General features: G+C 68.5%; 13 protein-coding genes. 9 read left to right on the top strand and 4 right to left on the bottom strand.

The features are described 5' to 3' along the window. Positions 1-25 precede the first annotated feature (25 nt). The 5 genes from hemE (at position 26) to ACWJI7_RS12455 (ending at position 3,419) form a co-directional block, all read left to right on the top strand. On the top strand, positions 26-1,084 hold the full coding sequence (gene hemE, locus ACWJI7_RS12475) for a uroporphyrinogen decarboxylase (protein WP_479938316.1): 1,059 nt from the start codon (positions 26-28) through the stop codon (positions 1,082-1,084). Next, positions 1,081-2,130 (top strand): NAD-dependent epimerase/dehydratase family protein, encoded by a 1,050-nt coding sequence (locus ACWJI7_RS12470; RefSeq protein ID WP_479938314.1) that lies wholly within the window; start codon positions 1,081-1,083, stop codon positions 2,128-2,130. The genes hemE and ACWJI7_RS12470 overlap by 4 nt, the downstream gene beginning before the upstream one ends. A gap of 86 nt (positions 2,131-2,216) precedes the next feature. Beyond that, positions 2,217-2,585, top strand: a complete 369-nt coding sequence (petE, locus tag ACWJI7_RS12465) for a plastocyanin (RefSeq protein WP_479938351.1) — start codon at positions 2,217-2,219, stop codon at positions 2,583-2,585. A gap of 91 nt (positions 2,586-2,676) precedes the next feature. Further along, positions 2,677-3,018, top strand: coding sequence for a c-type cytochrome (locus ACWJI7_RS12460; RefSeq protein WP_479938312.1), 342 nt, complete (start codon positions 2,677-2,679; stop codon positions 3,016-3,018). 119 nt (positions 3,019-3,137) lie between these two features. Beyond that, positions 3,138-3,419 (top strand): hypothetical protein, encoded by a 282-nt coding sequence (locus ACWJI7_RS12455; protein ID WP_479938311.1) that lies wholly within the window; start codon positions 3,138-3,140, stop codon positions 3,417-3,419. Here ACWJI7_RS12455 and ACWJI7_RS12450 read toward each other — a convergent pair. Continuing rightward, complete coding sequence (locus ACWJI7_RS12450) at positions 3,380-3,595, bottom strand: hypothetical protein (protein ID WP_479938309.1); 216 nt, start codon at positions 3,593-3,595, stop codon at positions 3,380-3,382. The genes ACWJI7_RS12455 and ACWJI7_RS12450 overlap by 40 nt on opposite strands. A gap of 37 nt (positions 3,596-3,632) precedes the next feature. Here ACWJI7_RS12450 and ACWJI7_RS12445 point away from each other — a divergent pair, with 37 nt between their 5' ends. Then, complete coding sequence (locus ACWJI7_RS12445; protein ID WP_479938307.1) at positions 3,633-3,893, top strand: hypothetical protein; 261 nt, start codon at positions 3,633-3,635, stop codon at positions 3,891-3,893. Between the two features lie 30 nt (positions 3,894-3,923). On the opposite strand, the gene ACWJI7_RS12440 is transcribed toward ACWJI7_RS12445, so the two are convergent. After that, a complete protein-coding gene (locus ACWJI7_RS12440) occupies positions 3,924-4,433 on the bottom strand; it encodes a hypothetical protein (RefSeq protein ID WP_479938305.1) in 510 nt (169 codons plus the stop codon). A gap of 155 nt (positions 4,434-4,588) precedes the next feature. Between ACWJI7_RS12440 and clpB the strand changes: the two genes are divergently transcribed. After that, positions 4,589-7,225 carry an ATP-dependent chaperone ClpB gene (clpB, locus tag ACWJI7_RS12435; protein WP_479938303.1) on the top strand — a complete coding sequence of 879 codons (2,637 nt, stop codon included), beginning with the start codon at positions 4,589-4,591 and terminating at the stop codon, positions 7,223-7,225. A gap of 158 nt (positions 7,226-7,383) precedes the next feature. On the opposite strand, the gene ACWJI7_RS12430 is transcribed toward clpB, so the two are convergent. Continuing rightward, positions 7,384-7,854 carry a hypothetical protein gene (locus ACWJI7_RS12430; RefSeq protein ID WP_479938302.1) on the bottom strand — a complete coding sequence of 157 codons (471 nt, stop codon included), beginning with the start codon at positions 7,852-7,854 and terminating at the stop codon, positions 7,384-7,386. 425 nt (positions 7,855-8,279) lie between these two features. On the opposite strand from ACWJI7_RS12430, the gene ACWJI7_RS12425 reads away from it, so the two are divergent. Then, positions 8,280-9,590, top strand: coding sequence for a glycosyltransferase family 9 protein (locus ACWJI7_RS12425; RefSeq protein ID WP_479938300.1), 1,311 nt, complete (start codon positions 8,280-8,282; stop codon positions 9,588-9,590). Here the strand turns inward: ACWJI7_RS12425 and ACWJI7_RS12420 are convergent. Beyond that, positions 9,544-10,773 carry a glycosyltransferase gene (locus ACWJI7_RS12420; RefSeq protein ID WP_479938298.1) on the bottom strand — a complete coding sequence of 410 codons (1,230 nt, stop codon included), beginning with the start codon at positions 10,771-10,773 and terminating at the stop codon, positions 9,544-9,546. The two genes, ACWJI7_RS12425 and ACWJI7_RS12420, sit on opposite strands and share 47 nt — an antisense overlap. Before the next feature lie 152 nt (positions 10,774-10,925). Here ACWJI7_RS12420 and ACWJI7_RS12415 point away from each other — a divergent pair, with 152 nt between their 5' ends. After that, on the top strand, positions 10,926-12,026 hold the full coding sequence (locus ACWJI7_RS12415; protein WP_479938296.1) for a hypothetical protein: 1,101 nt from the start codon (positions 10,926-10,928) through the stop codon (positions 12,024-12,026). Positions 12,027-12,041 lie beyond the last annotated feature (15 nt).

The raw sequence follows: 12,041 nt of genomic DNA, 5'->3' as shown, positions 1-12,041 counted from the left end.
TTCGCCCCTGGCACTTCCGTTCTCCATGGCCGACACGCTTCCCCTGCTGCTGCGGGCCGCCCGAGGAGAGCAGGTGGAGCGCCCTCCGGTGTGGATGATGCGCCAGGCGGGGCGCTACATGAAGGTCTACCGCGACCTGCGCGACCGCCATCCAGGCTTTCGGGAGCGCTCCGAGCAGCCCGATCTCTCCTATGAGATCTCGATGCAGCCGTTTCGGGCCTTCCAGCCCGACGGGGTGATTCTCTTCTCCGACATCCTCACCCCCCTGCCGGGGCTGGGGATCGACTTCGACATCATCGAGAGCAAGGGTCCGATCATCGACCCACCGATCCGCAGCCTGGCCCAGGTGGAGGCCCTGCGGCCGCTCGATCCGGCCACCAGCCTGCCCTTCGTGGGGGAGGTGCTGGGGCGCCTGCGCCAGAGCGTGGGCCATCAGGCCGCCGTGCTCGGCTTCGTGGGGGCCCCCTGGACCCTGGCCGCCTATGCGGTGGAGGGGCGGAGCAGCAAGAATTACGCCGTGATCAAGGCGATGGCGTTCCAGCAGCCGGCCCTGCTGCACCGGCTGCTGGGCCATCTGGCCGACGCGATCGCCACCTACGTGCGTTATCAGATCGAGAGCGGCGCCCAGGTGGTGCAGCTGTTCGATTCCTGGGCGGGCCAGCTCAGCCCGATCGACTACGACGTGTTCGCCGCCCCCTACCAGAAGCGGGTGGTGGACCAGGTGAAGGCGAAGCATCCCGACACTCCACTGATCCTCTACATCTCCGGCAGTGCCGGGGTGCTGGAGCGGATGGCGCGCACCGGCGTCGATTTCATCTCCCTCGACTGGACCGTGGACATGGCCGACGGCTGCGCCCGGCTGCCCGGGCACCTGGGGGTGCAGGGCAACGTGGATCCCGGCCTGCTGTTCGGCACCCCCGAGGCGATCCGGGAGCGGATCGTGGACACGGTGCGCAAGGCCCGGGGGCGGCGCCACATCCTCAACCTGGGCCACGGCATCCTGCCGGGCACTCCGGAGGAGAACGCGCGGGTGTTCTTCGAGGCCGGAAAATCCGTCCATGAGCTGCTGGGAGCGGCCGTTTGAGCGGCCCCAGCGGAGGCCGCCCCGACCCGCCCGAGTCCCCCCGCATCCTGATCACCGGCGCCAGCGGCTGCGTCGGCCAGGCAATCGCCGCCCGGCTGCTGGCCGACTCGGACGCCGAGCTGCTGCTGTGGTTGCGGGATCCCGGCAAGCTCACGGCCGTGCCCGCCGACCATCCCCGCGTCACCCTGCTGGTGGGGGACCTGCGTGATCAGGCCCCCCATGCCGCCGCCATCGCCTCGGCCACCCGGGTGATCCACACCGCCACCGCCTGGGGCGACCCGGAGCGGGCCCACCAGGTGAACGTGGTGGCGGTCAAGGAGCTGCTGGGGCGGCTTGATCCCGGCCGGCTCGAGCAGATCCTCTATTTCTCCACCGCCAGCATCCTCGACCGCCAGCTGCGGCTGCTGCCGGAGGCGGCGCTGCACGGCACCGAGTACATCCAGACCAAGGCGCTCTGCCTGGAGCAGCTGGAGGCCCATCCGCTGGCCGATCGGATCGTGGCGGTGTTTCCGACCCTGGTGTTCGGCGGCTCGATCGGAGCGGGTGATCCCTTCCCCACCAGCTATCTCACCGCCGGACTGCTGGAGGCGGTGCGCTGGCTGTGGCTGGCCCGCTGGCTGCGCACCGACGCCAGCTTCCACTTCATTCACGCGGCCGACATCGCCCTGGTCTGTGCCCACCTGGCGCTCGGGCCCCACTGCGGCAACCCGGTGGCCGCCGCCGGCCGGGTGCGCCGGCTGGTGCTCGGCCAGCCGTCCGTCACGGTGAACGAAACGGTGGGACGCCTCTGCGCCTGGCGCCGCCGCTGGCGCCCCCCCTTCGGGGTGCCGCTCAACGGTGGGCTGATCGAAAGCCTGATCCGGGTGCTGCCGATCGAGGTGAACGCCTGGGATCGCTTCAGCATCCAGCAGCGCCACTTCGTGCATGAGCCCATCAGTCCGCCGGAACGGTTCGGCCTGGTGAGCCATGCCCCGACCCTGGAGGCGGTGTTCCAGCTCTCCGGTCTGCCCCACCGGGGCCGGCTGCCCCAGGGGCAGCGGCCCTGACCCCATACACTCCAGCCATCGGAACCAGGCGTGAGGGCAGCAGGATGGGGCATCGAATCGCTTTGGAGCCGGCTTCGCCCCGGCCGATCCGCTCCCGGTTCCGGCGCTTCCTCGCCGCAGCGATGGCCTGGGCCCTGGTGGTGCTGGTCGGCTTCGGCGCGGCGCAGCCGGTGCGGGCCGCCACCATCGACGTGTTGCTGGGCACCGACCAGGGCATGCTGGCCTTCGAGCCCAGCACGGTCACGATCGCGACCGGGGACACGATCCGCTTCGTGAACAACAAACTGGCCCCCCACAACGCCGTCTTCGACGGCCACGACGACCTCAGCCACACCGCCCTTGCTTTTGCGCCCGGTGAATCCTGGGAGGAAACCTTCACCGAAGCCGGCCGCTACACCTACTGGTGTGAACCCCACCGGGGGGCCGGGATGGTGGGCACGGTGATCGTGGAATAGCCGGATCCTTCAGCAATTGTTTCGATCCTGGGCCGGCTCCGGCGCAGGTCCGAGGACCGGACCCTAGTTTGATCCGGTTGCCCGCTTCCCGATGCGCCGCTTGCTTTCCTTCTTCGCCGTCTGCCTGGCGTTGCTGCTGGGTGCCGCCCCCAGCTTCGCCGCCGATGCCGCCCATGGCGGTCAGATCTTCTCCGCCAACTGCGCGGCCTGCCACATGGGTGGCGGCAACGTGGTGAACGCCGAGCGCACCCTCAAGCAGGAGGCCCTGCAGGCCTATCTGGCCGATTACGACAGCGGCCACGAAGCCGCCATCGCCATGCAGGTCACCAAGGGCAAGGCCGCCATGCCGTCCTTCCTCGGCAAGCTCACCGAGGCCGACATCGCCGATGTGTCGGCCTACGTCGAGGAAATGGCTACCAAGGGCTGGGCCTGAGTCCCTGCTTCAGTGGTGTAGGGCGGTGAAGCGGGGCTTTCCCCCGTTCCCCGCCGGCGCGATGGTGCTGGCACGTCCTGTGTGGACCTTCACCCCCTCCCCACCCTGCGCTTGTTCCCATGTCCCTCGCGCAACTGCAGCGTCTCGTTGAAGATGCCGAACGGCAGCCCGCCCTGCGGGAGTTGTTGCGTGGCAGCCGCAGCTGGAGCGAACTGATCAGCCGGGCCCATGGCCTGGGCTATCACCTCTGCCGGGCCGATCTGGTGCGGGCCCGCCAGGAGGAGGCCGCCAGCCGTTTTCTCGAGCGTGCTCGCATTGAACCCGTGGCGGATCTGATGGGGGCCGTGCCCGGCCGCCAGGCTCAGCTCAGTTGGCGCCGCCTGGCCAGCACCTCAAGGTAGAGATCCTCGGGAACCTCCCGGATGTCGTACTCGCTGGGAAGCACCCCATGGGCATGGCGGTGCACCACCATCCAGCAGTTCCGTTCCGGATCCCGGGACGACGTTTCGAAGGCACGGGATTCCTCGGCCAGCCGCTTCACCAGGGTCTCCCGGTTCAAGCCATCATCAGGTGCCATCTTTACCCTGGAAGCCAGGCCGTCACAGGCTCCCATCATGGCAAGCCATTCCTGTCTCCCAGGCACCCTCGCTTCGCTGATTCTGCTGCTGGCGCTGGCGCCGACGGCCGGCGGCGCGGCCAGCTGCCCACTGGTGGTGCCCCGCCAGCAGTCCCTGTTTCAGCCGGTGCGGATCGAGCCTGAGCAGGTGCCGCGCAAGAACGCCGCGGGCTGCCTGTCCGGCTCCGATGCCATCTACCGTCCCGATGGTTGTCCCCTGCGGCTGTGCCCGGCGAACGCACCGGGCCTGGAGCTCTGAGGCCCGGGCCGCCCAGCGGCAGCGCACCGCTCAACGGCAGCCGAACACCGAGATCGTGTAGCTGAATCCGGTGGCGTTGGCGTTGTAGCCCGACCCCACCTTCACATTCACCTGGCTCACGAGCTTTCCGGCCGGTGGCGTGAACGGGCCGAAGGGCTTGAACTGCCCGGGGGCGGCGTCAAGGGTCTCGTTGACCACCTGCAGGTTGCTGCCATCGCTGAACTTGAGGAAGGCCTGAATCGGATAGGGGCCAGCCTTCGTGGAGGTGGATTTGAAATTCACCTTGTAGCTGGAGAAGGGCTCGTTGACGGTGAAGTCGGTGTTGAAGTTGGTGCGCCCGAACGGGAACACCAGGGGACCATCGAGCTGAATCGTCTTGCTGACGCTGGTACCCCCACCCACGGCGGGCAGATAGGTGCACCGGGCCGCCCGGGCGGCCGGCGGGGCCGCCAACGCCAGCAGCGCTCCGGTGAGCAGCAGGCCGGCGGGGGCGAGGGCAGCCCGGCGGGAGCAAGACCAGGAGCGTCGGAAGGAAGGCATCAAAACGGGAGAGGGCCGGCAAAGGATCTCCAGAAGTTAAGGACAGGCTCAACAGGTCGTTCGGTTGATTCGCCAAATGTTTCGGCCTGCCCATCCTGTGGGGGGAGACCCGCGCTGCATAGCGTTGTCTCCAGCGCCCCAGAACGGAGAAGCCGATGCATCCCACCGCCGAACAGTTCACCGAAAAGGCCTGGGCCGCCGTGGTGGCCGCCCAGCAGCTGGCCCAGCAGCGGCGCCAGCCCCAGTTGGAAACGGAACATCTTCTGGCGGCCCTGCTGGAGCAGCAGGGGCTGGCGAGCCGGATCGTGGAGAAGGCGGGGGTGGATCCGGCCGTGCTGAGCCAGAACGTGGAGGCCCACATCGCCGCCCAGCCCAGCCTGGCCGCGGTGGCCGAGAGCCTCTATCTGGGCAAGGCGCTCAACGAGACGCTGGAGCGGGCCGATGGGATCCGCCAGGAGTTCTCCGACAGCTTCGTCTCGATCGAGCACCTGCTGCTGGCCCTCGCCGCGGATCCCCGCTGCGGGCGCCAGTTGCTCTCCCAGGCCGGCCTCGATGGCGCCAAGCTGAAGCAGGCGATCGACGCCGTGCGGGGCAGCCAGAACGTGACCGACCAGAACCCCGAGGGCACCTACGAATCCCTGGAGAAATACGGCCGCGACCTCACCGCCGCCGCCCGCGAAGGCAAGCTCGATCCAGTGATTGGCCGCGACGAGGAGATCCGCCGCACGATCCAGATCCTCAGCCGCCGCACCAAGAACAACCCGGTGCTGATCGGCGAACCCGGCGTGGGCAAAACCGCGATCGTGGAGGGGCTGGCCCAGCGCATCGTCAACGGCGATGTGCCCCAGGCCCTGCAGAACCGCCAGCTGGTGTCCCTCGATATGGGCGCCCTGATCGCCGGCGCCAAGTACCGCGGCGAGTTCGAGGAGCGGCTCAAGGCCGTGCTCAAGGAGGTCACCTCCTCCGACGGCCAGATCGTGCTGTTCATCGATGAGATCCACACCGTGGTGGGGGCCGGCGCCACCGGCGGCTCGATGGATGCCAGCAACCTGCTCAAGCCGATGCTGGCCCGCGGCGAGCTGCGCTGCATCGGCGCCACCACCCTCGATGAGCACCGCCAGCACATCGAGAAGGATCCGGCCCTGGAGCGCCGCTTCCAGCAGGTGTTCGTGGATCAGCCCACGGTGGAAGACACCATTTCGATCCTGCGGGGCCTCAAGGAGCGCTACGAGGTGCACCACGGCGTGCGCATCGCCGACAACGCCCTGGTGGCCGCCGCTGTGCTGAGCAGCCGCTACATCGCCGACCGCTTCCTGCCCGACAAGGCCATCGACCTGATGGACGAATCGGCCGCCCGCCTCAAGATGGAGATCACCTCCAAGCCGGAGGAGATCGATGAGATCGATCGCAAGATCCTGCAGCTGGAGATGGAGAAGCTCTCGCTGGGCCGCGAATCCGACCCGGCCAGCAAGGAGCGGCTGGAGCGCCTGGAGAAGGAGCTGGCCGATCTGAGCGAGCAGCAGAGTGGGCTCAACGCCCAGTGGCAGCAGGAGAAGGGCGCCATTGATGAGCTCAGCGCCATCAAGGAGGAGATCGAGCAGGTGCAGCTCCAGGTGGAGCAGGCCAAGCGCCAGTACGACCTCAACAAGGCCGCCGAGCTGGAGTACGGCACCCTGGCGGAGCTCAACAAGAAGCTGGCGGCCAAGGAGGCCGATCTCACCAGCGCCGATGGGGAGAAAAGCCTGCTGCGGGAGGAAGTCACCGAGGATGACATCGCCGAGGTGATCGCCAAGTGGACGGGCATTCCGGTGGCGCGGCTGGTGCAGAGCGAAATGGAGAAACTGCTGCAGCTGGAGGAGGAGCTCCACACCCGGGTGATCGGCCAGGAGCAGGCCGTCACGGCGGTGGCGGACGCGATCCAGCGCTCCCGCGCCGGCCTCTCCGATCCCAACCGGCCGATCGCCAGCTTCCTGTTCCTCGGCCCCACCGGCGTGGGCAAGACGGAGCTCTCCAAGGCCCTGGCCGCCCAGCTGTTCGACAGCGACGACGCCATGGTGCGCATCGACATGAGCGAGTACATGGAGAAGCACGCCGTGAGCCGCCTGATCGGCGCGCCTCCCGGCTATGTGGGCTACGAGGAGGGCGGCCAGCTCACCGAAGCCGTGCGGCGGCGCCCCTACGCCGTGATCCTGTTCGACGAGGTGGAGAAGGCCCACCCCGACGTGTTCAACGTGATGCTGCAGATCCTCGATGACGGCCGCGTCACCGACGGGCAGGGCCGCACGGTGGACTTCACCAACACGGTGCTCATCCTCACCAGCAACATCGGCAGCGCCTCGATCCTGGATCTGGCCGGCGACCCGGCCCGCCACGGCGAGATGGAGAAGCGGGTGAACGAGGCCCTGCGGGCCCACTTCCGGCCCGAGTTCCTCAACCGGCTGGATGAAACGATCATCTTCCACAGCCTGCGCGCCGATGAGCTGCGCCGCATCGTGGTGCTCCAGGTGGAGCGGCTGCGCCGCCGCCTCGACGACCGCAAACTCGGGCTCGAACTCGAGGACGGCGCGCTCGACTGGCTGGCGACGGCGGGCTACGACCCGGTCTACGGCGCCCGGCCCCTGAAGCGGGCCATCCAGCGGGAGCTGGAAACGCCCATTGCCAAGGCGATCCTGGCCGGCAGCTTCCCGGAAGGCAGCACGATCGCCGTGGACGTGACCAGTGCCGGGGAGGGCCCACCCCGCCTGCGCTTCCAGCCGGCCAGCCGCCGTGAACTGGTGCTGGCGCACTCCTAGCGGGGGAAGGGAGGCCCGGCCCGGCTGCTGCGCCGACCCGCTGGGATTTCCCTTCCGGTGCTGGGCCAGAAAAAAACCCTGGAGCCGGGTAGCTCCAGGGTTGGTGCTGGCGTCAAGGGAACGGGGAGACGGAGATCCGTCAGCCTGGGGCCGGGGAATCAGCCCTGTCCGCCCGGGAAGAGGTCATCCAAGCGGTCCCGGAGATCACTGGCCGACGGCAGGTCGTCAAAGAGGCCAAGCAGGTCTGCAAAGGGATTCTCGGATTCGTCGCCACCGAAGACCACGGGAAACTGGCCGCGATCCTCGAAGAAGTCAACGATTTCGGAAATCGGCGGAAACTCGGAAGGGTGGGGCTCGGAACCAAGAAAATCGACCCCTAGGGCAATGGAGGCATCCCCACTGGGGAAGAATTCGTTGGTCGCCGAGAGGAGCTCCTGGGCCAGGGCATCACCGATGACGAGATCATCATTCTCATCGACCCGGGCCTGCAGGAAATCGATGGAGTTATCGAGTTTGTCGTCGAAAGGACCGAGTTGCTCCTTGAAGGAGGCCGGGGCATCCTCCAGTCGATCTTCCAGGCGCTCCAGGAACTGGGTATAACCGCCGCTGACAGATAGGGTTGTAGGCATAGCTTCAGAGTGAGCCGGGGCTCAGGCGAAGTGGAGATCCTTGGGATGGATTTCCGATGTGGTCGAACGTTATCAGCCTTGTCAGGGCTTGTCTTTTCCTCTCAGCGGAAGTCTCGCGAGATTGGACTTCAACCGGTATCGGAAACCACAAATTGATGGGGGCCTTTCTGATCTCGCGGCGAATCCGGTGTGTCCGATCCCTCAGAATTCCCCGTGAAATGGCTTGCTGCTTACCGATTTCTCTCAGATTCGGCAGCGCTCGACACATTGCTTGATGTTAACCAGATTCATACATCAGCACTGCTTATCAGTACTTCCTATCCAAGGGCTGTCCTGTCTGGCCGGGTGCTTCGGTCGTCTTCCCCTGACACGGGCATGCTGGGTCGCGGCGGGCGCCCCGGGCTGTGCTGGTGAACGATGAGCCGATGGCCGAGTCCGAGCCGCTGCTGGCCTGCCTCCGCAGGGCCGCCGCCTTCGAGCGCCGCCACGCCTGGATCGCCGCGGCGGCCGCCTATGGGGAAGCCCTGGCGCTCGAGCCCGGGGATGGGCGGCTCTGGGGCAACCTGGGCCATGCCCTGTGGCTGGCCGACCTCCCCCAGGCGGCCGAAACCGCCTACCGGCAGGCGCTGGCCTGCTCAGCCCCCGCTCCCGCGGCGCTCTGCGGCCTGGCCAACGCGTTGCGGGATCTCAACCGGTTCGAGGAGGCCCTGCCCCTCTACGAAGCGGCCGGTGATGCCGAGGCCCGTTGGGGGCTGAGCCAGGTGCTGATCGGTCTGGAGCGCCACGCCGAGGCCTTCGCTGCCGCGGAGGCCCGTTGCGCGCTACCGGGCTGGAGCCCCTTCCGCCCGGCCCCGTTCTGGGGCGCGGGCGGTGAGGGGGAGCTCGATGCCGACCAGCCCCTCTGGATCTGGAGCGAGCAGGGCTTCGGCGACACCCTGCAGTATCTGCGCTGGATTCCTGCCCTGGCCAGGCGAACCGGCCCGCTCCATCTGGTGGTGGAGGCCAACCTGGTGCGACTCCTGCAGGAGGGCCTGGCCTGGATGGCGGCACCACCCCGGGTGGTGAGCAAGGACACCCTGACCTTCCAGCCCCTGGCCGCCCATGGACCGCTGATGAGCCTGCCCCACCGGCTCGGCCCCGACCACGCCCCTGCGGAGGGCGGCCTCTGCCTGCGTTCGCCGCTCTGGAGCACCGCGGGGCCCTCCCTGCTCCCGGAGGGCCTCCCGGAGGGCCCCAGGGTCGGACTGGTCTGGGCGTCGGGGCGCAAGCGGGAGGATCCCTTCACCCACCGGGAGTACGTCAAACGCAGCCTGACCCCCCTGGCCCTCTGGCAGCTGATCGCTGGGCTGCAGGGGGCCGGCGCGGCGGTGATCCCGCTGCAGTACGGCCACGATGGGGAGCTGGCGGCCGCCCTCGGGTTCCGGCTGCCCGCGCCGCGGCTGGATCTGAACGACTTCGCCCATCTGGCGCGGGTGGTGGCCCAGCTGGATCTGGTGATCACTGTGGACACGGCCCTGGCCCATCTGGCGGGCGCCATGGGAGCCCCCGGCTGGATCCTGCTGCCCTGGAGCGCCGATCCCCGCTGGCTGCGGCAGCGGGAGGACAGCCCGTGGTATGGCTCCCTGCGCCTGTTCCGTCAGAGCGCAACGGGCGACTGGGCCAGCGCGATCGAGGGGCTGCTCGGGGCGTTCACCGGCTGGAGCGCAGCAGCAGCAGCGCATCGATCCAGTGACTGAAGGCCGCCATGCAGTGGTCGCGCCGGTAGCGCTCCAGCACCGTGGCGCGGGCCCGCTGGCCCAGGGGGCGGTGGGAGGCTGGATCGCGCAGCACGGTGTCGATGCGGGCGGCGATGGCCGCCGGGTCCTCCAGGGGAACCAGCAGGCCGTTGTGACCGTGGCGGATCACATCCCGCACCGGAGCCGTGTCGGAGGCCACCACCACCGCCCCGCAGGCCATCGCCTCCAGCAGGCTCCAGGAGAGCACATAGGGATAGGAGAGATAGGCGTGCACCGTGCTGCGCTGCAGCAGGGCTGTGAGCTGGTCACGCCGGAGCAGGCCCACGGCATGACACCGCCGCCGGTCGATGCGCTCGCCCAGCTGCTCGAGCAGGGCGCCGAGGTACCCGCCGGGGTGGGGGCTGGGCGGGCTGTAGGTGTGGCCGTGGCCCCCCACCAGCACCACCTGCAGGTCGGGGTGGTGGCGCAGGAGGGGAGGCAGGGCCCGCATCAAGCGGCCGAACCCCCGCAGGGGCTCCAGATTCCGGCTCACGAAGGTGAGCACCGGCGCTCCAGGATCCACCACCAGATCGGCCGTCAGGCGCAGGCCCCGCGGCGATGCCGGCCGCAGCTGAGCCGTGTCGATGCCTTCATGGATCACCTGGATCCGGCCGCGCCAGGGGCCCGGGAAGCTGTCGCGCTGGAACGGGGTGGGGGTGAGCGCCGCGTCGGCCGCCGCCAGTGCCGAGAGTGCCATCAGGTTGTTGCGCACCAGCAGCCTGAGCCGCTCCGGAGTGATCGGAGGAGCATCCGGATCAGCGCCGCCGAGCAGGGCGGGAGCACCGAAGAGTTCCGGGTAGGCGATCAGCACGGCCTCGGGCCAGAGATCCCGCAGATAGAGGCCCTCCCCCCAGGCGCTGTGAAACAGGATCAGCCGGGGCTCGAGGCCGTCGCGTTTCAGGGTCCGGGCCAGCTCAGCCACCCGTTCACCCCGGATCAGGGCACGTTCGAGGCCGGGATCGATCAGCCCGGTGGGCAGGGATTCGATCGGAGGGGCCTCGTAGGGGTGCAGCGTCCAGCCCTCGGGGCTGCCGGGGTCCGGATCGGAGCTGATGGCGTGCACCTCATGGCCGCAGGCCAGGAGCTGGAGTGCGAGGGGACGGAACTGGGCCGGAAAGGCCTGATGAAGGAGCAGACACTGCATCAGGCGCGGCTGCCATGGAGACAAAGGAATCCTGAAGGAACTCGGTACAGTTCGATCGCTTCCCTATCGCCGCCGTATCGATGCCTTCCCTGCGGAGTCTGTTCGGTCGCTCGAGTCACACCAGGCAGGCACAAGGACCCGATCCTGCTCTGGTGTCCGCCCCCCCTCCGGCCCGGGAGGTGAACCGGTTGGTGAGTCCGTTGCCGCAGGGAGAGGTGGAGCTGCCGATGGAGATCACCGCCTGGTCGGTGCGGCGGCTGCAGACGATCTTCACCCAGCTCGACCAGACCCCCAACCAGCAGACCGTGCAGGATGCCCAGGCCGCCCGCTCCTGTTTCACCCGGTTCTGGCTCTCGGCTCCGGTCGATTATCTGGAGATGCTCTATGCCGGCCCGATCGGGCAGGCCTACAAGCTGATGCTGCGGGGCGTGCTGCCGGCCCTGCCCCTGCGGGAGAAGGATGAACGCTGGAAAGCGGGCCTCACCCAGCGGCTGCTCACGGCCTTCGGGCACCACGAAACCACCAATCTGCTGCTGGCCGTGATGCCCTATTACGACCTCAACGCCATGAAGGTGGCCGATCCGCTGCGGCAGATCCCGGAATGGCTGCTCGGCGACTATGCCGAGCGCTGCGACCCCCAGCTGCTGCAGAAACTGCGCCGGCGCCAACCCGGCGGGAACGGCGCCGGGAACACCGGGGCCCCCGCCCTGCTGGCCCCGGCCGGGTCCAGCGGCGAGCGCCCGCTGATCCCCTCCACGGAAGCCGAAGCGGATGGCGGCCCCCTGCCCCTCTTCTCGGAAAAGCGGGGCGAGGCCTGCCTGCCCCTGATTCAGGACAATGAATTTCTGGGCCGGATGAGCGGTCTGATCAATCTCTACGCGATCGATCCGAGCGACGCCGAACTCAAGCGTGAACTGGCCGTGCTGCGGCGCCAAGTGGCCCAGATCTGGCTGGATGTGGATCCCGACCAACTGCAGACGCTCTACCGGGCGCCGTTCGGCCAGCTCACCCAGAACCTGATCGGCTCCGGGTTCTCCCGGGAAACCATGCCCCCCGAGGAAGACGCGGCCCGGCGGCGGCTGGGCACGATCGTGGGGGCGATGCGCCATCCCCGCTCCCTCAACGCCCTGATGGCCGCGCTGCTCTACTACCCCGCCGGCAAGGTGAACCTGAGCGCCGCCGACAGCCTCCTGCCCGACTGGCTGCTGCAGGAACTCACCACTCTGCGGGCCCGGGCCGCCCAGCCCACTTGAGGGCTGGGCGGCGGT

The sequence above is a fragment of the Cryptocyanus atlanticus LEGE 06306 genome (assembly GCF_056633155.1).
Note: the sequence above shows the minus strand (reverse complement) of the source record. Positions and strands in the feature narration are given on the sequence as shown.

Bases quoted from the DNA above. Each gene is read 5' to 3' on its own strand.
- ACWJI7_RS12455 (WP_479938311.1), top strand. From the start codon at position 3,138: ATGTCCCTCGCGCAACTGCAGCGTCTCGTTGAAGATGCCGAACGGCAG.
- hemE (WP_479938316.1), top strand. From the start codon at position 26: ATGGCCGACACGCTTCCCCTGCTGCTGCGGGCCGCCCGAGGAGAGCAG.
- ACWJI7_RS12440 (WP_479938305.1), bottom strand. From the start codon at position 4,433: ATGCCTTCCTTCCGACGCTCCTGGTCTTGCTCCCGCCGGGCTGCCCTC.
- ACWJI7_RS12425 (WP_479938300.1), top strand. From the start codon at position 8,280: ATGGCCGAGTCCGAGCCGCTGCTGGCCTGCCTCCGCAGGGCCGCCGCC.
- clpB (WP_479938303.1), top strand. From the start codon at position 4,589: ATGCATCCCACCGCCGAACAGTTCACCGAAAAGGCCTGGGCCGCCGTG.
- ACWJI7_RS12430 (WP_479938302.1), bottom strand. From the start codon at position 7,854: ATGCCTACAACCCTATCTGTCAGCGGCGGTTATACCCAGTTCCTGGAG.
- ACWJI7_RS12450 (WP_479938309.1), bottom strand. From the start codon at position 3,595: ATGGCACCTGATGATGGCTTGAACCGGGAGACCCTGGTGAAGCGGCTG.
- ACWJI7_RS12420 (WP_479938298.1), bottom strand. From the start codon at position 10,773: ATGCAGTGTCTGCTCCTTCATCAGGCCTTTCCGGCCCAGTTCCGTCCC.
- ACWJI7_RS12445 (WP_479938307.1), top strand. From the start codon at position 3,633: ATGGCAAGCCATTCCTGTCTCCCAGGCACCCTCGCTTCGCTGATTCTG.
- ACWJI7_RS12460 (WP_479938312.1), top strand. From the start codon at position 2,677: ATGCGCCGCTTGCTTTCCTTCTTCGCCGTCTGCCTGGCGTTGCTGCTG.